A 20,213-nucleotide genomic window follows, 5' to 3' on the forward strand; every position below is an offset into this window, starting at 1 on the left:
TTGTGTTAGAAGCCGGCTTTGATCCGTTCAAATTCTGCCAGCATTTTCGCCTCAAGCTCGGGGTTCACCGCATCAAAGAACAAGCTGCCCTCGAAGAAGCTTTTTGGATCCGAGAATCCATAGGCTTCGATGTTGGCCTGATCGGCAACTTCGAACGCTTTTGCGTTGGAATGTGGGTAACCCCAGTTGTCGATGATGTACTGACCGCTGGCAGGGTCAGTGAGCGCGTTCAACAGATCATAGACCTGATCGACCGGAGTTGTGGAAGACTTCAGATGCACGTAACCGCACGCCCACGTCGCGATGCCCTTATCGACATCACGCATCATAGCAGCTGGCACTTCGTTCCAGATTAGGTTCAGCTCTGACTGGTTCCAGGCCCAGCCCAACTCAATCTCACCACTGGTCATGGCCTGATCAAATTGACCCGCATCGGACCAGTAAAAGCGCATGTTCGGGTGGATCGAGCGCAGGAAATCAGATGCTTCCTTGAACTGCTCGTCGCTCAGATTGGTGTAATCGTCAGCATTTCCAGTAGCCAGTGCTGCCAGGGCATATGCAGACGACGCGGCATCCGGGATGGCGATCTTGCCAGCATAGGCCGGGTCCGCTAGCAATTGCAGCGAGATGTCATCGCCTGAGATTTTGTCGGTGCGATAGATAAGCCCTGTGTTTCCCCACTCGAACGGCAACATATAAAGCTGACCGTCCAAAACAATTGCGTCGACTTCTTTGATCTCGGGCAACACATCGGCCCAATTGGTCAGTTTGCTTTCGTCCAGAGGTTGGATCAAATCGGCTGCGACCCATTTCCTGACCGCGTCGGAACAAGGGTGCGCTAGATCAGCCGTGAACCCCGAACTTAGTTTCGTAAACGCTTCTTCCTGACTTCCGAAATAGGAATAGCTTGGCGCCTCATTCCCGTACTTTTCCATGTAGCTGGCAAAGAACCCGGGATCTTCATATCCCGACCAGTCAAAAACCGTTAAATCGGTGCCACCTGCTATGGCACTTCCTGTACTTATTGCCGTCGCGCATGCGAAGGCCGCAATTCCCTGAAATCTCATTCTATCCTCCCACTGTTTTACTTTTTGTCTGTACCAAGATCGATCACGCTTGCCCCCTGAAGCCCAAGCCAGACCGCGTCTCCGCGTTGGAAATCGACCGTGTGAAAATAGTTGGGAACCGATACCGAGATTGGTTTCTCGGTTCCCGCCACCTGAATGTGGTAGTGAATGTTCTCGCCATAGAAGGCGACGTTGCTAACAGTGCCCTGAACCGTTGATGGGTAATCTTCGGGCCTTTGAGCAGCAATCTCCAATTGTTCCGGGCGAATACCGATGTTCATGTCTTTAGCGCTAGTTACAACGTTGGGATTTCTCTCGATCTCAATCCGCCCGAAGGCGGCTGCATCGATCGACAACATATCGCCGGTTTCGCCCAACAACTGGGCAGGCAGTATGTTCATTTCACCGATGAAACTGGCCACTTGCTGATCACAAGGGCGGGCATAAAGCGTGGTTGGAGTGTCCACCTGCTTGAGCCGTCCGTTGAACATCACGCCGATGCGGTCGGACATGGTCATCGCCTCATATTGGTCGTGTGTGACCATCACGAAGGTGATGCCAAGGGATTGCTGCAGGTTACGCATTTCAAACTGCATCTGCTCGCGCAATTTCTTGTCGAGAGCGGACAAGGGCTCGTCCAGCAACAATACTTTAGGTCGCATGATCAGCGCACGGGCGAGCGCCACCCTTTGCCGCTGCCCACCCGACAACTCACTTGCGCCGCGATCCTGAAGACCTCCAAGCTCGACCATGTCCAAGGCTTCTGCCACGCGCTGGTCGATCTCGGCCTTGGGGGCCTTGCCCCGTAATCCATAGGCCACGTTGTTCCCTACGTTCAGGTGCGGGAAGATGGCGTAGCTCTGAAAGACCATGTTCGTTGGACGGTTGTTGGCCGGGACACCTTCCATATCCTGACCATCGATCAGCACGGTACCTTTGGTCGGTTCCTGGAAACCCGCGATCATCCGCAACACCGTGGTCTTGCCGCATCCCGATGGGCCGAGAAGCGAGAAAAACTCGCCCTCTTTGAGATCGAGATTGATACCGCTAGCCGCCAGGAACGTGCCATAGCGTTTCTCGACGCCCCTGAGTTCTATGATGTTACCGGTTGTCATTGGACCTCTGATGCGGATGAGCGGCGCCGGAAATACTCGGCCAGTACCAAAAGCAGAACCGATGTAAGCAGCAGGATAGAGCCCAAGGCCAAAACGTTTGGAAGCTTGGCCGGGAAGCGAATTTGGCTCCAGATATAGACCGGCAGGGTCGGCTGGTTGCCGGACAGGAAAAAGGCCAGGACGAATTCGTCGAAGCTGACCGTAAAAGTGACCAACAAGCTGGCTACAATACCTGGGGAAACGACCGGAAGTGTCACACGGCGGAAGGTTTCGAACACGCCGACGCCCAGATCGTAAGATGCCTCTTCCAGCGAGGCGTCAAAGTCATCAAAGGCAGACTTCAGGATTGAAACGGAAAACGGCAAGGCGAGGAACGTATGGCCCAGAACAACGGTCAGCAGAGACGGCTTGAGACCGAGAAACAGAAACAAAACCAGCATTGACGAAGCCACGATAATGCCCGGGATAACCAAAGGCAGCATCACCAGTCCTTCAGCTGCACGCTGACCCCGAAAACGATAGCGAACAAAGGCACGAGCAGCAAAAAGCCCCATAGCGGTGGATAGAATTGCGACGACCGTGCCGACACCAAGCGAATTCCAAAGGGCCTGGATCAGCGTATCCTGTTCGCCCAGCTTCCGATACCAGTCCAGCGTCCAGCCCTTGATCGGAAAGGCAACGATTGTACCGCTGTTGAACGAGAACAAGGGCAGGAAAAGGACCGGCAGGTACAGAAAAACCAAATACAGGAAAGCGTAAGCTGTCAGGGTCGAAGGACGTCTCATCTGATCCGCCTCCCAAGCCGGGTGGCGGTAATGACAAACACAATGGCGACGAAGCCAACCGACAGCATCGCGATCATGGACAGTGTTGCGCCGAGGGGCCAGTTGTTGGCGGCCCCAAACTGCACCTGAATAAGATTGGCGATCATCTTCCCATCCGATCCGCCGACCAGTGCGGGGGTCACATAGTCACCGACTGTGGGGATGAAGATGATCAGGCAAGCGGCAATTATCCCCGGTATCGTCAGCGGCAGCGTCACCCGCATGAAGCGTTGCAAAGGACTGTTGCCAAGGTCTGTGGCGGCCTCCAACAGGCTTGGATCGATCTTCTGCAACGAGACATAGATCGGCAGGATCGCAAAAGGTGCCCAGGCATGGGCAAGCGTCAGTACGACAGCGAATTCATTGTAGAGCAAGAAGTCGAGCGGTTCGTCGATCAGACCAAGCATCAGCAGTGCAGAGTTCATCACCCCGTTGAACCCAAGGATGAGTTTCCAAGCAAACACGCGCAGCAGATAGCTGGACCAGAACGGAATGGTGATGAGCAAAAGCCAGATGGTCTTTTTCCGGGCCTTCATCGCGATGAAGTACGCAATAGGATAGGCCAGTGCGACGGTTGCGATAGTGACCGCCCCTGCAATCCAGACCGATCGAAGCATCAAGTGTCGAACCAACGGGTCGGCAAACGCGTCGCGATAGTTTTTCAGCGTCGGCGTCTTGTCGAGCGTTACGTAGGTTTGCGTCCAGAATGAATAGGCGATCAGGATCAACAATGGCGCCGCCACCAGAAACCCCACGTAAGCCGTGGCTGGTGCGCTGAGGGTATATCCCCGGGACGCTTCGCTACGAAAGATCACCCAACCTCCCTTCTCGATTTTCACGAGTCACTAATGGACGATCGTCCATTAAATGTTGCGCCAGAACGGTCTTTCGTGTCAATCTTCCTGTAAGATAGACCTGCGGATTTCCGCCAAGAGAATGGGATTATTGAATAAAGTGGAAGTCTTAAAAGGAAGAAAGCGTGGTTCGAAGCGTGATCCGGAGGCCAATAAGCAGCTGCTGATCGAGGCGACTCTGGACACTATCGCAGATATTGGAGTCACCGATACCTCGGTGAGCCGCATCTGCGAGCGCTCCGGCCTGTCGCGCGGAATGATCCATTTGCATTTCGGAGGAAAAGACAATTTGCTGACGGCGGCGGCCCAGCATTTCAGTGCCCAATATTATGCCGAGATGGACAGAATGACCGATCTGGGCTCGGATGCGTCGCCCGAAGACCGAGTGATGGCTGTGATCGAGGCGGATCTGTCCGAGGCCCTGCTCAATCCACGAAGTACAAAAATCTGGCATGCATTCCGCGGCATCGCGAGCTCACACCCCGGTATTGCCCGTTACAGCAGCACCCAGGATCACAAACTTGTCGAGACCTTGCGGCTTGCGTTCAAGGAGATAACTCAAGAAAACGTGCGTGACTCAATCTTGGTGGACGATGCCACAGCCGGAACGCTGGCATTGCTGGAAGGCATGTGGGTCAATTACCTAACCGATATGCAGGGTTTTTCACGACGGCGCTCTGTGGATCTCATCAGAAGGTTCTTATGCGGGCTGTTCCCCGGCAAATTCAAGTTGTGAGATCTGGTGTCACTCAGACTTAAGATAGAAAAACAGCATCTTCTTGGGAAGCCGACTACCGGTATTGGGGAAGTCCCTAGCGCATAAGTGGATCACCCAGTGCCTTGGACGAAACCCAATGTCCACAATCCGCTGAAGAAAGGTCTCCATTGCATGTGCAGCGAACGGCAGCTTCCCGCAATTAATGGCAAGCAAGGAGAAGCCCAGGTTCCAAAGCGAAGTATCGCCTGAATGCCTGATCTAAGAAAAGTGACCAACGGTGGCAATGGGCTCAGCAAACAATGTTCCAGGCGGTGACTAAGCAAACTTTCGCTGCAGGCGCAAACTAAATAGCTTTGGCTCCACTCCCCAGGAACACCTTGCTGACAAACTCTCTCAATGCGCGGCTAACTGGTAACAAGAATGACGTAACCTGAACGCCTTGTTCACGTTGAGTTCACCAACGGTCAAGTAATCTCTCTCTAACTTCTTAGCGATTCAAGTTTTGTGCATTGGGAGATGAAAGCCATGACAATGAGGCTAGATAGCGAAGTCGATGACGGCCAAGCAAAATGGTCTGAATGGACCATGTATCCTAAAAAGCGCACGCTTAAGCTGACAGACTACGCCTCTGGATTTGTCATCGCACTCTCAGCGTTCGTCGCGAGTGACGGACACCACTACTTGTTTTTCTGAACGTACCGACACATCCAGCCCGCCTTCTTATTGTTGACGCCGTAGATCCTGCTCATGGCAGAGTTCGATTGTGCTTTCGAAACCCAGAAGAATTGCTAGTAGTCTGCCGTTTTGGCGATTTCTTCCGCAATTGCAGCCCCATCTCGCGTTAATTCTGCAGACTTTCTTGACGTTGACTGACCAACCCTCGCGGTGCAGCACATAGTGCACGCGCCCGTATCCATAACGGACAAGGGGGCACGCAGATCTCCTTAATCCGCCGCCTCAAGAAGGCCGGATCACTGCGAAGAGAAATATACCGCTAGGTCGACCTGTCGAACGGCTACACCTTGCAGGCGCACCTGACAGGTACTCGCCGGTCGTCCCGAACACCGTCGATAAGCCCTCGCTTACGATCCTTCTCTCAGCTAGGGATTTATCACGAAAAAATCTAACCAATAATGGCGGGAAAATCGGGCTTCAGAGCAAGTGCAGCTTCTGCTCGGACACACAAAGGTCGATAATACAGCGCGATACCAAGGGGTTGAACTGGAAGATACGCTGAGTATTGCGGAGCGGATTGACAACTGAATGCGTTGGCGGACGGTACCTTATCAGGGAAAAAGGCAGTCAGTTTAGAACATCGGCTATCGCGCCTATCAGGTTCAAAACTTCGTGGGTCTGTCGGTTGACTTCGTAAACATAGTTTCCCGCGCGCACATAGTATCCGTTTCTTTTAAGGCCATATCTGTTGGGATTGTCGATACGCACATAGCCGTCGTAGATGTAGTCCCCGACCCGGTATCGTTTAACTTGGCCGGGTGGCACGCACGGAACTGCTTTCTTGGCCAATCCCGGTGGGCAATGTCCGGCTTTGGATTTCACAAGAACTGGCTGCATTGCTGTATGTGACGCGATAATTTGTCTAAACTTATGAGGTTGCGCGTTAATACTCGCACTCGCAAACGGTGCGGTTTGAAGGATGAAAAACGTCGCCGTGATTCCTAAAGCCGTTTTCATCGTTTGTGCCTCCATTAGCTTCATATCCTAGTCGTGATCTCCGTCGGGATTTGACCAATCCATAGGCGAAGACTGACTTGCCGCTGGCGTCTTCCACTGGGACGCGTTGGGTCGTTTGGCACGACATTCCAAACCGCCATATTGGAAGGGTGCAATAGAAGTCTCGCCCGGTCGGATAATTCATCTGTTCTTATTTCGTAAACAACATTAACTGAACGTGAACAATGTATTCTCTGTGCGTTCAACCAAGGTGAGGCATTGTGACCAGATCCGACCGAACGAAAAGTAAATCGTTTGGTGAAAACAAGGGGAAAAACATGGTCAAGCCTGCCTTTGTGACTGAAGATCGCGGCACAGAAGTTGCGATGCGGACCTCTGGCTACTCTGCTGAAGAGCGTCTGCAAACCACGATGAATTCGAGCAATGGTCGCTTCCCTCCTATCGAAAATGCACTAACAGAGATCATAAAAAACAAGCGGCTATCCGAGGCTCACCAGAACGTTTGAAAGCAAATCAGCTGACTCCCCCACAATTCTCGATTATCGTCCTAAACATCGGAATTGTACTCTGAATCCCGCCCCAGCTTGGGGTGGGATTCTTTCTTTGAGCATCGCAATCATCAAGAGCTTGCGTCTAGCAGGCCGACTGAATCGACCTGCAAACTTGGTATCCGAAAGGCTTGTCGACCCTCCAGCTTTCCGTTTTTCCTAAAGCGGTGGCTGGCGATGGCCGGGAAGCCCCAGGTCACAGTCCCAGCAGCGCTTTGACCTGTTCCTCAACTGCATCGGTGACAGGCTTGTTGGCGACGGCTTCCAGGGCCTCGCGTTCGGCCAAATCTTGCTTTTCAACAAGGTCCGTCAGCTCTTCCACCTCTTCAACAGCTTCATTGTAGTCAATGGCTGCTTGTCTCTCGTCATTCAAACTCTGGGCTTCATCGATCGACGCGTCCAATTCGGCCTGGGCCTCTTCAAGCTGCGCTTCGATATCCGGATCTGTGCCGCCCGCGTCTTCCAAAGCCTGTTCAAGCCCTGCGACTGTATCCCGGTTGGTTTGAACCTCATCCAACGCGGTTTCCAAGTCACCCTCAATTTCTTGAACTGTCCGGTCTGGTTCTTCCAACCCCGCAAGAACCTCCAACTGTTCCTCTAGGTCCTCACGCAAAGGTTCGCCGGCCAGCACTGTGTCTCGGTACATGGCAATTCTGCCAACCCGCGAATTGAGTGCGGCATTGGCCAGGGCCGTTGGGCTTGCATTGGCCGCGTTCAACGCGCCCAATTCCGAGGGATGCGCACCAAGCAGCGCAGCCATACGATTACCTTTGGTACGGGAAACGGGGCGCTTAGACTCTTCTACAATCACAGTCTGACGAACCGTTCTTTGCACCTCTGCCTTTTGCGTTCGAAGGGTTGTCGTAGCGACTCTTGAGGTGGTTGCCGTTGTGCGAGCTTTGCCTTTCCCGTTGAACAAATCTTTCAGAGAGAACCCTCCGACTTTTTTTGTACCGGACCGGGCAGACTGAGACTTTGTTTTCCCCTGTCCGAATGTCCCGGCCCTGGCGCCGCCACGGCTTTTGTCGGCCCCGTTCCCACGGCCGCCATTTCCAGCCGAGCTGTTGTCTCCGCGATCTCCCTGAGCGCTGTTGCCATTCCCGCCGCCGTTTCCATTGCCACCACCGTTGCCGCCACCATTGCCGTTACCTGGCTTGGCATAAGCAAAATCAGGAGCTGCGACAGTGGCTACAATGGCTGTGGACCCTAACAGGGCAATTGCGATCGTCGAAGCTTTTAACAGTCCGCAATAGGTGGTTTTCATTTCAATCTCCTCAAAACTTTCAGCAACGGCAGTCAGCATGCTGAGCTTGACCACAGTGTTTCGGCAGTCAGATTCGCGGTCGAATCAAGACAGCTGCCACTGATTTAACTTGAGGGCGCTTGAACGCAGGGCTAACTGCTTGTTCATCATTGGTTCATGTCCGGCCTAGTAATCTTCGCTGAAGGTGTTTGAGGGTGTTATGCAAGCCAAAGCGTTTTTTAAGGTTGCAGCGCTGCTGACTGTCTTGTCCGGAGGGCAAGCGGCGGCAGTCGCTCGTGAACTCAAACAGTCTGAACTGCGTATGGCGACGTTGTCAGGCAGCGCAATCCGTTTGAACCGTGTCATCAAGGGTGTGGAGAAAGCCTTCGGTGGGATTCCAGTCGACGCGCGCGCATTCAAAACGGACAAGATTTACTATCGTATTCTGGTCAAGAAGCCTGGTGGAAAGATCGTCAGTGTGATCGTGAACGCCCAAACCGGCACAGTGGTTTCGAACCGTTCGAGTATCGGGCGAGAGATTTCCGAAGCCGCACGCAATTCAGCCAAGTCCAAAAGCAACAACGGTCTAAGCGCCTCTGCTACCCGCGGGAACAGTGTAGGCCGAAGCAATGCAGGCGGCAACGGTAACGGCGGCGGAAATAGTGGTGGCAACGGCGGTGGCAATGGTGGCGGGAATGGCGGCGGTAATGGTGGCGGCAATGGTGGTGGGAACGGCGGTGGCAACGGCGGCGGTAAAAAATAGAGTGAAGATCGCGTTGGTTTAGCTGTAGTCTCTGGATATGCGAATACTCCTTGCTGAAGATGAACCACAGCTTTGCGAGCAAGTAAAAAAGCTATTGGGTGCGGAAGGTCGCGTGGTCGACGTGGCCAATAATGGTATAGATGCCCTGCATCTGGGGTCGACTGAACCGTACGACATGATCATCCTCGACATCGGCCTGCCTGAGCGTGACGGTATCTCGGTCCTGCGTGAATGGCGCAGCGCGGGCGTCAAAACCCCAGTATTGATCCTGACTGCCAGAGATGGGTGGAGCGAACGCGTCGACGGCCTGGATGCAGGCGCAGATGACTATATGACCAAGCCATTTCACATGCCGGAATTGGCGGCGCGAGTGCGCGCAATCTTGCGACGTCAGAGCGGTCAGTTGAATCCCGTGATAGAAATGGGGGAGGTCTCTTTGGATACGCGGAACGGTCGGGTTACTGTCGGGGGAATTCCTGTCGATTTGACCGCACAGGAGATCGCCGTTCTAACTTATCTGGCGCACAATATCGGTCGCATGGTGTCGCGCACTGAGTTGTCTGAACACATCTACGAATATGACGGCGACAGAGATTCCAACACGATTGCGGTATTTGTGACCCGCCTGCGCAAAAAACTGGGCCCAGATTTGATCACAACAGTGCGGGGGCGCGGCTACATGATAGATACAACCTGATGCTATCGCTGCGCCAACGGGCCTTACTCGGAGGTATCGCCTCGGGAACTTTGTCCGTAGGCGTCGGTACGCTGATGGTGTTTTCCTACATCAACACACGCGTTCTGGATCAGTTCGACGCAGCACTGCAAGACCGGCACACACAAGTTGTCGTTGGCCTCAGCGCAACTACGGATGACCCAGAAACCTTGCGGCAGTTGGTATTCGACCCAGCATATAGCACACCGTATTCAGGGCGGTATTGGCAAGTAACGGACAGTAGAGGTGGAACCTATACATCTGCTTCACTCTTCGACGAAACAATCGCCGAGCCTCCGCGCGGAAGCAACGAAACAACCATTTGGAACACCTCGGGTCCAGATAGCGAAGCCATTCGTAGCGTCTATCAAAAGATCACGTTCGAAGACGGAACGGAGTGGGGGGTAACCGTCGCCGAAAGCAGGAGCGAACTGATCAACGAACGCAGTGCCGCACAAAGATACTTGCTCCCGGTTTTCGGCTTGGTCGGTTTGATCGGAGTAGCAAGTTCTCTTTTGTTGATGTCCGCCATTGTTGGCCCGCTTCGGAAGTTGCGCGCGGATGTCGCTCATCGCTGGGATCGGGGTGATGAGCTGACTCCAGAAGACTACCCGGAGGAGGTTTTGCCCCTGGTGGAAGATCTCAACAAACTTCTGCATCGAAACCGCGAGATTGTCGCCGGTTCTCGAAGACAAGCGGCGGATCTGGCGCATGCCCTCAAAACACCGACCGCTATCTTGCGAAACGAATTGGCGGAACTGACAGACGCCGGAGCACATACGGAGTCTGCGAAAGAAGCCCTAACTCGAATTGACGCCCAGCTTAGCCGTTCACTCGCGCGCATGCGTGCATCAAATACCGGAGAGTTAACGCATTCCAGGACAGACTTGTCGGATTCGGTCGAACGACTGTCCCGACTGTTTTCGGTCATGGCAGAGCGCGAGGGTAAGACGCTTGTTTCAGATTGCGACGCTGGCCTTCGCGTCCGAATGGACCCTCAGGACATTGAGGAAGTGATCGGGAACCTCCTCGACAATGCCCTCAAGTGGAGCCGGACAACATTTCAAATCACCGCGAGGCGCACCGACAGCGGCATCGAACTGTGCGTTGAAGATGACGGGCCCGGTATCCCGGATGGTGCACGAGACGAAGTCCTTCGTTCAGGCAGTCGGCTGGACACCTCCGTAAAGGGAACAGGTTTGGGCTTGTCTATTTCCGTTGATTTATTGGCCGCCTACGGTGGTAAGCTAGAGCTCAGAACATCGAAACGCTTAGGTGGCTTGGCCTCTGAAGTGAAGATCGGCGCGTGAGAAAATCGAACTGCTTTGTTCCGCTGGCCGTCAAGGCGCAGCTCCTTCCTATCCGCAATCTATCGTCTGGATGAGCAATACTGCCAAACCGGAGATTGGTGCGCGCTGAAGGTTCACTTTGCCCGCTCACCAGCCATCTGACACTGGGTTTGAACGTCCGCAATGCGCGGTTCGCGACTTGCTGCACAAGCAAGACTTTGGGTGTTGTAGAAAGTCCGCAAAGGGGCTCAAACCACCCGCCCGAACTCGCCGCAGCGAAGGGCCAACCTGACGCAGCTTTGTGGAAAGACTGGTGTGATACACACTTGAACCAACGGGAGAAACAAGAGGGCTCCATGCGGTCTTTCATTGCGATATCGCTCAGCGACGACGCAAAAGCAGCTTTTGTACCCTTGCAACGCACGCTGCCGGTCGGTCGACTGGTATCGTCGGAAAACATGCATCTGACGCTAGCCTTTCTGGATGATCAGACCGAGGAGACGTTAGAGGCATTGCATGAAGAGCTTCTGACACTTTCAGCGCCAGCCTTCGGCGTCACCTTTTCAGGGATCGAGGGTTTTGGGCAGGTTCTGGCCGTCGTGGTGGAGGATTGTCCAGCACTCATATCTTTCCACCGAAAAATCCAGACCGCCATCCGGCGAGCCGGGATCGTGCTGCCCCGTCGGCGCTTTCGCCCGCATGTGACTATCGCTCGCTTCAAACCAGGGCAACGCGAGGCGGTTCAGCTCGTCCAGCGTCCCCGCACCACGAGTGCTTTACCAAAGATGCCGGTCACCGGCTTTACCCTTTACCAATCCACCTTGCGTCCCGAAGGTGCCCGACACGATGCCTTGGCACATTATATCCTCAGGTGACCGGCTGCCGACGTAACCGAACCGACCAGCGCTTGGCTCGCCAACGTGCATGTGTGACAAAAACGATCGTTGTTGGCCGACCATCCAAAAGCGCTCGTTGGGGCAGTTGCAGCGATAGCTCACTTTGTCCGCGTCTTTGCTGTTCGGGCGCAATGCGGTGAAGGGTTGGTTCCAAATCAACCTATTCTCCATACCGTCCTATTTTCACCGCAGCTGCCATTCGTCGCGCATGCGAGATCCAAGTGATTCCCTAGGCCGACTATGCGGACTTTTGACCAAACCAGATGGACCGCTGAACGCCCGGCGTTGATGGCAAATTAGACATTTTCTTGGGGTGGCGGATTTCCGGGATGTGCCAAATAATCACCGTTGCGGCTACTAGCACAGGACGTCAATGCAGACCAAGCATCTCGACTCGAATGCCGGTCAAATTGTACGACTGGCTAAAGAGACTTTTCCATGATCACGAGATGCTTTGCAATTTCCGGGTCCTGCACACTTGACGGGTCAAAGGTTGCGTCCTTGAAACCTAGCGACTGGTAAAAGGCTATCGCTTCCCGAAGCCCGCTGCTTGTGTCCAGATAAAGCGATAAAAGACCCATCTTTCGTGCCTCTGCTTCGAGCCGATCCATCAACCGTTTGGCGAGGCCCATTCGGCGGGCTTGTGGTCTCACGAATAGCCGTTTTATCTCTCCCTTGTAGTTTGGAAGTTTGTGCAAAAGCACCATGCCAATCAGTTCGCCTTCAGAACTTCGCGCAACGATGAAACGTCCGTCTGGGCCAAGAAATTCATCGATTTGAGCGACAGTCTGGCGAAGTTGCTCCTCTGGATCGACTAGTTGTCCGGTGGCCTCTTCGTGACGCGCTACAGCGAAATTTAGGTATTCGAGTTTCATGTCGATCCAGCCGGGTGCGTCGGCCAAGTCTGTCACCACTTCGATCCTAATATCACCAGCTCTCATGATGCCCCTCCAGACCTGAACCTAACCGAGTTGATCTACGATAGAAATGACAGGGTTGGGTTCTTTAGTGGTAACGCCAGCTTTCGAGGGTGAAGCTGCCGTCCACCGGGAACGGCTTGAGTGTCTGGGATGGGCTCGTTGCGGCCATCGGAGGCGGCGCAGCATCCTCGCGCCTTGCGTCCGCAACAAACTTCATAGACGGCCCACAAGGGACATTCGGCTGCATTCGACACAGCTGTGGCCGCAGATCGTCTTCCGACCGCGCTCTAAAGGTGCGGGTCCATTAATGACTACGAGCGGCCAACCATGCATTTCCCCTGTTTTGTTTTGAACCGGACACAGAAACCATCTGGAGTAACGGTTTTGAACTTACATTTGACATGATCCGATGCGACGTATCGGTCACTTGGGTGGCATTTATGAGCATGCCGGCCCAATCAGGTGTCGATGAACCGGAAAGTGTTGAGCAAAGACCACATGATTACAGTCACGAACTTCAGCAAGCAGTACAAAGGCTTCACGGCCGTGAGGAACCTCAGTTTTTCGGTCGAACCAGGCCAAATCCTCGGATTGCTTGGGCCGAATGGCGCGGGCAAAACAACGACCTTGCGTACATTGTGCGGGATTATACCCCCTAGCTCAGGCAGTCTGTTGGTTGCTGGCCATGACGTTGTCCAGGAACCCATCGAAGCCAAAGCGAACCTCGGCTATATTCCTGACGATCCACGGCTTTTTGACACCATGACGGTTTGGGAGCATCTGGCGTTCACGGCCGCAGCTTACAGGTTAGCGGACTTCGAAGAGGATGCCGAAGCACTCTTGGCGTCGTTCGAACTGACACATAAGCGCGATACGTTGGTCCATAACTTGTCGCGCGGTATGCGGCAAAAGGTGGCCATCGCCTGTGCCTTTCTGCACGACCCCAAAGTGATCCTGTTCGATGAACCTCTGACGGGGTTGGATCCCCAGGGTATTCGGGGGATTCAACAAGCAATCCGCGACCGCGCGAAGGCTGGTGCGGCGATTATCATTAGCTCACACCTGCTGAGCCTGTTCGAGAACCTGTGCACCCATATCATGGTATTGAATCTTGGTGAGTGCCGCCGATTTGGCACAATGGAGGACCTGCTGAGCGAGGTCGGCAATACCGACAGCACGTCAGCGCTTGAGGAAGTCTACTTCTCAATAACGCAAGCGCCAGACCAAAGCTCTAAGACGGCAGCAGCCTAAGTCATGGATCCCGCACTTCGCCAGCTTCTCATTCTGCGCCTGCGTGGCGGTCTGCGCCAGCGTTTGCTCCAGTTGGCAAGCCTACGCGGCCTGCTGTTCTCTCTCGCTTTCGGGGGGATCATTTGGTTCCTGATCGCTTCAAGCGGCGCCTCGGACACGAGCTTGTTCGGACCGGCGGCTCAAGACCGGCAAGCGCTGAGCGAGCAGATCATGACTTTTATGCCGCTTGTTATGCTCGGGTTGTCTTTACTCACCGTATTGATGACGACCGGTCCCACATTCCATTTTTCGCCCAATGAGATCAACTTCCTCTTTACTGGGCCGTTCCGCAGGCGGGATCTGATCCTCTATAAGTTTGGCGCCTATGTCGCTGGCGTCGCCCTGACGAGCGTCTTCATCGCGCTCATTGCTGCGCCGCAAACAGGATCGGCACTCGCAGTATTTATCGCCACACTGCTGACGCTTGTGTTCGTTCAGTTGAACAGCGCTGTCATCAGTATGACTGGGCATGCGCTCGACGGCAGTCGGCTCGCAAAGATTCGGTGGCCCGTAACTGTGTTGCTTTGCACAATTGCTGCGGCAGCCGTGCTCTACGCATGGATCTCACCCGACCGTGGCATTATCGACCTTCTGTCCGACTTTCGCCACTCATGGATCGGGTCGGTAATCTTGATTCCTTACATCGTGTTTGCCGAACTATTCGTTGCGACTTCGCTTTCACAAATGACCCATTGGGCTCTTGTTGCGGTTATCATCAATGCGGCGCTTTTGCGTGCTGTTATCGTGCTCGACGCACGCACGACCGATCGCTCCATCGCGGAAAACGCCCGACTGAGCAACCGATGGGATCGCATCAAACAAGGTGGCTCTTTCTTTGCGACACAACGGACCGAGGTGCGTTCGATCCGTCGTGCACCAATTCTGGGTGGCTTAGGGCCTATTGCCTGGCGGCAAGCGCTTAACGCATTGCGGAATTCGTCCAAACTTTTCATCGTCTTTGTTGGTCTCGCCGCCTGTATTGCCCCGATGTCCTCAGCGCTCGGCACGCCGGTCACGGAAGGACATACAATGGTGATGATCTATGTCTTTGTCGCATTCATCCTCCCTCGCAACCTGATCTGCGACTTTCGCGGTGACCTGAGCCGGATGGAAATTTACAAGACACTGCCCATCACGCCGTGGCGCATTTGCGCAGGCCAACTCTTAGTTCAGGTGCTTCTGGCGTATGTCGTTGCTTCGACCATTATAGTCAGCGCCCTTGTCTTTGAGGACATCGTCACGACACAAGTTGCGCTGGTATTGGCCGCTTTTGCACTTCCGTTGACTTTGCTTATCCACGCCCTCGAGAACACGGTACATCTTCTGTTCCCGACAAAGCTCGTTGCGATGGGGCGAGCAGACTTCGAATTTCTTGGTCGCTCCATTGTCGAGTTTATCGCGAAATCGCTAATCGTTTTCGCTGCTATGGCAGCATCGGGTGCCGTCGGGTTCATCACCTTCAAAACGATGGGACCCGCAATTTTCCTGCCTGGATTGGCCAGCTGGCTAACGCTGACGGTGTTCGGACTTCTGACATTGGTCGCCATGAAATTTGCTTTCCGGCGCTTCGCGGTCGCAGAAACCATCGAATAAGGCATATCTACCGTATGAGCTGAAAGGCGGCTTTGCCGGTCCAGGGGTGGCACCTTCGCACCCGCAGCGAACTTCCGCTTTTCCGTCAGAGGAGACATTCGCTGCAGTAGCGAAGTTTGGCGGTTGCTGAGCGCGTACCCCACGCAACCAAGGGCGAATTCGCTGCGATCATTCGAAGTAGACAGCATGCCAGCGCGGCGTTCCTGACAGCGGTTTTTTAGTCGCGTGATAGCCGGCGTTCCCGTCAGTATTGTGACTGCAACCCCAGCAGGAACGCTGAAACCATGTCGGCTATCTCGGCTTCCCGTTGTTCGTCTACTTCTTTTCCGTTCAGACATGTGACGCTTAGAAAAACCAAGATCATTGAGCGGCGCGCGATAGCAATCTGACCCAGCCTCTTTCGCCCGAGTTTTCCCAGTCCGAGATGACGACTGATCAGCTCGGCTTCGATGTCCAGCCCTTGAACAATAATGGCCTCGTTTTCATCAAAGGCATCGCGGGTAGGATCATGCGCTTTCGCGAAGTCGTCCAATGATAGACTTACGATTCCCTTTCTGGCGGCCAAATAGCGCGTTGTCCGCTTATTGAGCTCCCGAATTGCGGCTTCTCCGTTCACCCCCTCGGGCAGGTCTAACAATAGGTGTTCTTGTGCCAATGCCTCGCCAATGAGGGCCGTCAATATGGCGCCCAGCCCCTTGAAGTGCTTGTAGATCGAGGCAGGCTCGATCCCGACGAGACGGGCGATTTCTCTGATTTTCAAACCAGATGCGCCTCTTTCCCCTGCCAGTTTCTCGGCTGCGGCAAGAATGGCGTCGCGCGTCGTGAAGCCCTCGTATTCCCGGGCAATATCTTTGGGCCGTCCCACCATGGCTTGGCGTCATCTCCTGAATATCGAACGCTGCTATTGACTTCTTTGCTAACGTTGTTAGCTAAAGTGAACAACGTTAGCTTTAAGGAGCCGATATGAGACTGCCAACTTCGTTTACCGCCACCGCGCTGATCGCACTGGGAACAGCCGCAAACGCTCAGAACAGCCCGATGACCGAAATCGCGGATGGTGTTTATCACTTCTTTTCCATGGGTTACTCCAGCATGGTTGTCATAGGGGAGGATGGCATCCTCGTGACCGACCCATCCTTCACGCCGCGCGCCGAAGAGCTGAAGGCTGAACTTGCCAAGATCACCGACAAGCCGGTTACGCATATTGCTCTCAGTCACGAGCATTTTGACCACATTGGTGGAACTGAGGTGTTCGAAGGGGCCGAGATCATCATGCAGGAGAACGGCCTCGACGTTCTGAAACTGTCGCCGCTGATGCCCATGCCAACGGTCACTACGTCGTTTGATGACACCCATACGGTGGATCTTGGCGGTCAAACCGTTGAGCTACATCACCTCGCTGTTGCGGATGGTGTTGCAACTACGGTCGCACGGGTCGCCGATAGCAATGTCGTGTTTTCCGTGGACATGTACATGCCGCAGGAACTTTCGCCGCATGAGTTCAAGGAAGACACCAACTTCGTCGGCTCCGGCATTGTTTTGAACAGGCTGGTGGATTGGGAACCGGCCTATGCGATCAATGGGCATTCAAACGGTAACAGCGTCGAGGCCCTTAGGGAAAACGCAGAGTTCCTGAATGAGCTGCAAGCGAAGGTAGAGGCCCGCTTTCAGGAAGCCTTTGCCAGCGGCAACCCGTCAGCCCCCGTTGAGTTGCTGTTTACGATCTCTGACGAAATCGAAATGCCCGAATACTCCGACTGGAAAAACTACGACACAGCCTTCCCCGGCTACGTCCGCCGAATGGCCCTGTCCGTTTTCCATGGTGGCTGAACGGGACCGCTCTGCTCAGGACGGCTACGGAAATCAAACTTCAAAACCATAAAAGGAAAACCAACATGTCCTTAGGAAAAGAAGCCTATCTGCTGTTCAGTTTCACAGAACAAGGAGATATGAAAAATTTTGGCGATTATGCAAAGGCTGCCAATGACGTTCTGGAAACGTTTGGCGGCGAACTTCTTGTCATAGGCGCGCGCGATCCCTCCATATCCAAGTTTGAAGGAGACTGGCCAGAGGGCGCGGGTCTTACTCTGATACGGTTTCCATCCCGCGAAAACCTCGAAGCTTTCTGGAAGAGCGACGAATACCAATCCATCGTCGATCTTCGAACAGCGATACTGCCGGCCAATTTCACCATCGGATTCTCGCACGGATGGCGGGGTGAAGTCACCTCGTGACAGTCGCAGTCACACCTTGATGAAAGAAAGAAACATGTTCAATTCAATCGCTAAGATTGCTACCGTGACTGGTATTCTCGTCAGCGCAATCGCTCTGTCTGCCAACGCTGAAACTTTAAAAAGCTCATACAGAATTGCGTTGGAAGAAGCAGAATTCTTCCAGCCCGAAGGTGCGCCGTTTGAGCTTGCTGTCCTGTGGGGCAATCCTCAGGAAGGCCCCTCAGCGGTCTTCATGAAATTCCCGCCAAACTTCCCCGGAGCCATGCACTCGCACACCCATGGATATCACGGCCTTGTCGTAACCGGTGCATCCAAGCACTACATCAAAGGCGAGAGTGAAGCTGAGGTGCCGCTGCAAACGCCAGGAGACTACTGGTATCAACCAGGGGGAGAGCATCACAATGACTCCTTTCCCACCGATGAACCAACAATCCTGTTGATTCAATGGGAGGGTCCAATGGACGTTCACTTTCACCCGGAGGAATAGTTCCAGAGTTCAAATGGAGGAGCATGTGCCCCTCCATACTTATTCAAACCTTAGTTCGGACATTGGTGCATGGTGCGGCATCGGTCAAAATGGAGCTCACTGCCGCCATAGAGGCAAACGCAGCATCTGCTCGAGAGGTCCGACTGGTTCAGATGGAGACGGCCCAAACCCGTCATTCATCTTGCCAAGCGATGCCGCAGTGCAGCTTCACCGAAGCTGCCATTCGCCGCGCGTGCGAGACCTAAGCGTTTTCCAAGGCCGACTGTGCGGGACTTTGCGACCATCCGCATTTTTGCTCCTGAGGACAGCAGTGCCGCCCGACGCGGACATTCGTCACTTGGCTTTGCAATTTCTAAGGTGGACAGAAAAATTGCTTTTTGCACCTAAAACATCAGTGATAGACAGTATGACCCAAGCAGCCATTCGTTAGCATTCAACCATCGAAATCAAGCGATCAAAGCCGCCAAACAGCCGACCCGCACAAGATCTAATACCTACAGATCGTGATATGTGTCTTGTATTGCCTGGTATCACATGTGAGCCGATACTTCGTGCTATTAGCAGGGTTTGCAACTCAGGGAGTTCAGAGTGCTCAACGGTGCGATGCTTGTGTGGTTTTTGTTGACCGGTGCCAGCGTGGCCTTCGTCGTTTGGGATTCAATAAGCAATGGCGTGACCAGTTGGGTTCAACGTATGGCTTGGATTCTGGTGACGACCTATACAGGACCAGTCGGACTGTTTTTCTACCTCATCACCTGCCGCCGCCCATTCCCAGGCGGGCATGACCGTTTCACGCGCGCAACGTGGAAACAAGGGGTCAACAGCGAAATGCACTGCTTGGCAGGCGACGCCACAGGAATCCTAGTTGCTGCAATCCTTGTTCACTTCCTCGCGCTGTCGAATGGATGGGACATTGTGGTCGAATACGTTTTTGGTTTCGTCTCAGGGCTTTTCGTCTTTCAAGCCCTTATGATGCTTTCAATGTATGGAAGTTATTCGCAAGCTGTCCGAAAGACGCTTTTCGCAGAGACCGTGTCAATGAACATGGTAATGACGGGCATGATCCCGACTATGATCCTGTTAGCGGAAGCTTGGCCTGGATCGGAAGACCCGCTCTCACCGACTTTCTGGTTTCGTATGAGCTTGGCAACAATTGTGGGTGGTTTCGTTGCATTCCCAATCAATCGTTGGCTGGTGGCCAATCACCTGAAACACGGATGCATGACCCTACCCGGGGCAGATGGCCCGGCACCAGACATTGGGCATGTGTCTTCAGAGATGAACGGCATGTCCCATGACAAAACAAAAAACACTTCGAGGCACAGCACGAATATGAAGGCGCTGCCTTTGCACTCCATGTTGCTCTGGATCATTGGCACCTATGTGATCCTGCTGGTCGCGCTCTGGGTGACTTCGCGAATTGCACCTATACATTTTTAGCGCTTCAAAACCTGTTGGCAGCTAACTCACGACGACATTGCATGCCAAGGCGAATGCTCGCCAAACGGACCACGCAAAGCCGTAAGCTGCACCAAATGTCCAGTTTTTACTCGTGCGGAAGGTTACGGCTGGCCTGTAATCGCTGAATATCGTCAGGCCAAGTGGAGCGGATATAGGCCAGAATGTCCCAAATATCTGCATTGGTTAGGATTTCACCAAATCCGGGCATGCCACTTACAAAGCTATTGACGCCGCGCGCGACCAACGCCACCTCGCCACCCAGCCGAGCGTAAGAGCCACCCCGATTTTTCTTGTGCAGCGAATGACGGCTTTGCGTGCTGCGACTGCGGCATCTTGAATGCTCGGCGAAGGTCTGGATTGGGCCGATGTTCGGGAAGGCTGTCGCCCGCGAGCATGCTGACCCAGTACGGAAGGATGCGTTCAAGTCGTAAGCTCGTTGCATTTGTTGTCGTATAATGCTGACCTTACCGGACAGATGCGTGCAACCTGTGCGTGCCGATCCGA

General features: G+C 53.9%; 23 protein-coding genes and 1 pseudogene. 14 read left to right on the forward strand and 10 right to left on the reverse strand.

Annotation, left to right across the window (positions count from 1 at the left end):
- Positions 1–5 precede the first annotated feature (5 nt).
- From GOW16_RS14285 to GOW16_RS14300, 4 genes are read right to left on the reverse strand one after another with little or no spacing between them, the layout of a single operon-like run.
- Positions 6–1,067 carry an ABC transporter substrate-binding protein gene (locus GOW16_RS14285; RefSeq protein ID WP_170416128.1) on the reverse strand — a complete coding sequence of 354 codons (1,062 nt, stop codon included), beginning with the start codon at positions 1,065–1,067 and terminating at the stop codon, positions 6–8.
- 17 nt (positions 1,068–1,084) lie between these two features.
- Positions 1,085–2,182 (reverse strand): ABC transporter ATP-binding protein, encoded by a 1,098-nt coding sequence (locus tag GOW16_RS14290; protein ID WP_170416130.1) that lies wholly within the window; start codon positions 2,180–2,182, stop codon positions 1,085–1,087.
- Complete coding sequence (locus GOW16_RS14295; protein ID WP_170416132.1) at positions 2,179–2,967, reverse strand: ABC transporter permease; 789 nt, start codon at positions 2,965–2,967, stop codon at positions 2,179–2,181. Before GOW16_RS14295 ends, GOW16_RS14290 begins: the two co-directional genes overlap by 4 nt.
- The gene (locus GOW16_RS14300; RefSeq protein WP_170416134.1) at positions 2,964–3,821 is read right to left on the reverse strand and encodes an ABC transporter permease; all 858 of its coding nucleotides are present in this window, start codon (positions 3,819–3,821) and stop codon (positions 2,964–2,966) included. The genes GOW16_RS14295 and GOW16_RS14300 overlap by 4 nt, the downstream gene beginning before the upstream one ends.
- Before the next feature lie 139 nt (positions 3,822–3,960).
- Between GOW16_RS14300 and GOW16_RS14305 the strand changes: the two genes are divergently transcribed.
- The 3 genes and pseudogenes from GOW16_RS14305 to GOW16_RS22820 form a co-directional block, all read left to right on the forward strand.
- Complete coding sequence (locus tag GOW16_RS14305) at positions 3,961–4,596, forward strand: TetR family transcriptional regulator C-terminal domain-containing protein (protein ID WP_368039912.1); 636 nt, start codon at positions 3,961–3,963, stop codon at positions 4,594–4,596.
- A 507-nt stretch (positions 4,597–5,103) separates the two neighbouring features.
- Positions 5,104–5,271 carry a hypothetical protein gene (locus GOW16_RS14310; RefSeq protein ID WP_170416138.1) on the forward strand — a complete coding sequence of 56 codons (168 nt, stop codon included), beginning with the start codon at positions 5,104–5,106 and terminating at the stop codon, positions 5,269–5,271.
- Between the two features lie 465 nt (positions 5,272–5,736).
- Positions 5,737–5,841 (forward strand): annotated as a pseudogene (locus GOW16_RS22820) (integrase); the annotation flags it as partial.
- Between the two features lie 39 nt (positions 5,842–5,880).
- Here GOW16_RS22820 and GOW16_RS14315 read toward each other — a convergent pair.
- Complete coding sequence (locus GOW16_RS14315) at positions 5,881–6,285, reverse strand: hypothetical protein (protein ID WP_254429779.1); 405 nt, start codon at positions 6,283–6,285, stop codon at positions 5,881–5,883.
- Between the two features lie 245 nt (positions 6,286–6,530).
- Between GOW16_RS14315 and GOW16_RS14320 the strand changes: the two genes are divergently transcribed.
- Complete coding sequence (locus GOW16_RS14320; RefSeq protein WP_170416140.1) at positions 6,531–6,776, forward strand: hypothetical protein; 246 nt, start codon at positions 6,531–6,533, stop codon at positions 6,774–6,776.
- Positions 6,777–7,014: 238 nt separating this feature from the next.
- On the opposite strand, the gene GOW16_RS14325 is transcribed toward GOW16_RS14320, so the two are convergent.
- Positions 7,015–8,082 carry a hypothetical protein gene (locus GOW16_RS14325; protein WP_170416142.1) on the reverse strand — a complete coding sequence of 356 codons (1,068 nt, stop codon included), beginning with the start codon at positions 8,080–8,082 and terminating at the stop codon, positions 7,015–7,017.
- Between the two features lie 199 nt (positions 8,083–8,281).
- On the opposite strand from GOW16_RS14325, the gene GOW16_RS14330 reads away from it, so the two are divergent.
- From GOW16_RS14330 to thpR, 4 genes are all read left to right on the forward strand, one after another.
- The gene (locus tag GOW16_RS14330) at positions 8,282–8,824 is read left to right on the forward strand and encodes a PepSY domain-containing protein (RefSeq protein ID WP_170415800.1); all 543 of its coding nucleotides are present in this window, start codon (positions 8,282–8,284) and stop codon (positions 8,822–8,824) included.
- A gap of 37 nt (positions 8,825–8,861) precedes the next feature.
- Positions 8,862–9,521 carry a response regulator transcription factor gene (locus GOW16_RS14335; protein ID WP_170416145.1) on the forward strand — a complete coding sequence of 220 codons (660 nt, stop codon included), beginning with the start codon at positions 8,862–8,864 and terminating at the stop codon, positions 9,519–9,521.
- On the forward strand, positions 9,521–10,849 hold the full coding sequence (locus GOW16_RS14340) for a sensor histidine kinase (protein ID WP_170416147.1): 1,329 nt from the start codon (positions 9,521–9,523) through the stop codon (positions 10,847–10,849). The genes GOW16_RS14335 and GOW16_RS14340 overlap by 1 nt, the downstream gene beginning before the upstream one ends.
- 335 nt (positions 10,850–11,184) lie before the next feature.
- Positions 11,185–11,703, forward strand: a complete 519-nt coding sequence (thpR, locus tag GOW16_RS14345; RefSeq protein WP_170416149.1) for an RNA 2',3'-cyclic phosphodiesterase — start codon at positions 11,185–11,187, stop codon at positions 11,701–11,703.
- A gap of 443 nt (positions 11,704–12,146) precedes the next feature.
- Here thpR and GOW16_RS14350 read toward each other — a convergent pair whose 3' ends face one another.
- Together GOW16_RS14350 and GOW16_RS23000 are read right to left on the reverse strand one after the other, a co-directional pair.
- Positions 12,147–12,626, reverse strand: coding sequence for a GNAT family N-acetyltransferase (locus GOW16_RS14350; RefSeq protein ID WP_170416150.1), 480 nt, complete (start codon positions 12,624–12,626; stop codon positions 12,147–12,149).
- Between the two features lie 103 nt (positions 12,627–12,729).
- Positions 12,730–12,861: a hypothetical protein gene (locus GOW16_RS23000; protein WP_302478072.1), complete on the reverse strand. Its 132-nt coding sequence runs from the start codon at positions 12,859–12,861 to the stop codon at positions 12,730–12,732.
- 281 nt (positions 12,862–13,142) lie between these two features.
- Here GOW16_RS23000 and GOW16_RS14355 point away from each other — a divergent pair, with 281 nt between their 5' ends.
- Positions 13,143–13,895, forward strand: a complete 753-nt coding sequence (locus GOW16_RS14355) for an ABC transporter ATP-binding protein (protein WP_170416152.1) — start codon at positions 13,143–13,145, stop codon at positions 13,893–13,895.
- Positions 13,896–13,898: 3 nt separating this feature from the next.
- On the forward strand, positions 13,899–15,527 hold the full coding sequence (locus GOW16_RS14360; RefSeq protein ID WP_170416154.1) for a putative ABC exporter domain-containing protein: 1,629 nt from the start codon (positions 13,899–13,901) through the stop codon (positions 15,525–15,527).
- 244 nt (positions 15,528–15,771) lie between these two features.
- On the opposite strand, the gene GOW16_RS14365 is transcribed toward GOW16_RS14360, so the two are convergent.
- Entirely contained in the window at positions 15,772–16,395 is a 624-nt protein-coding gene (locus tag GOW16_RS14365) for a TetR/AcrR family transcriptional regulator (protein WP_170416156.1), read from the reverse strand.
- A 95-nt stretch (positions 16,396–16,490) separates the two neighbouring features.
- On the opposite strand from GOW16_RS14365, the gene GOW16_RS14370 reads away from it, so the two are divergent.
- The 4 genes from GOW16_RS14370 to GOW16_RS14385 all read left to right on the forward strand — a co-directional run bounded on the left by GOW16_RS14370 (position 16,491) and on the right by GOW16_RS14385 (position 19,688).
- Positions 16,491–17,357, forward strand: coding sequence for an MBL fold metallo-hydrolase (locus tag GOW16_RS14370; RefSeq protein ID WP_170416158.1), 867 nt, complete (start codon positions 16,491–16,493; stop codon positions 17,355–17,357).
- Positions 17,358–17,422: 65 nt separating this feature from the next.
- Entirely contained in the window at positions 17,423–17,761 is a 339-nt protein-coding gene (locus tag GOW16_RS14375) for a DUF1330 domain-containing protein (RefSeq protein WP_170416160.1), read from the forward strand.
- A 34-nt stretch (positions 17,762–17,795) separates the two neighbouring features.
- Complete coding sequence (locus GOW16_RS14380) at positions 17,796–18,248, forward strand: DUF4437 domain-containing protein (protein ID WP_170416162.1); 453 nt, start codon at positions 17,796–17,798, stop codon at positions 18,246–18,248.
- Between the two features lie 588 nt (positions 18,249–18,836).
- Positions 18,837–19,688 (forward strand): DUF4396 domain-containing protein, encoded by an 852-nt coding sequence (locus GOW16_RS14385; RefSeq protein ID WP_170416164.1) that lies wholly within the window; start codon positions 18,837–18,839, stop codon positions 19,686–19,688.
- A gap of 106 nt (positions 19,689–19,794) precedes the next feature.
- Here the strand turns inward: GOW16_RS14385 and GOW16_RS22645 are convergent, their stop codons facing one another.
- Positions 19,795–20,151, reverse strand: coding sequence for a c-type cytochrome (locus tag GOW16_RS22645; protein ID WP_174864299.1), 357 nt, complete (start codon positions 20,149–20,151; stop codon positions 19,795–19,797).
- Positions 20,152–20,213 lie beyond the last annotated feature (62 nt).

The organism is Ruegeria atlantica, assembly GCF_013033965.1.
Classification (GTDB): Bacteria; Pseudomonadota; Alphaproteobacteria; order Rhodobacterales; family Rhodobacteraceae; genus Ruegeria; species Ruegeria atlantica_D.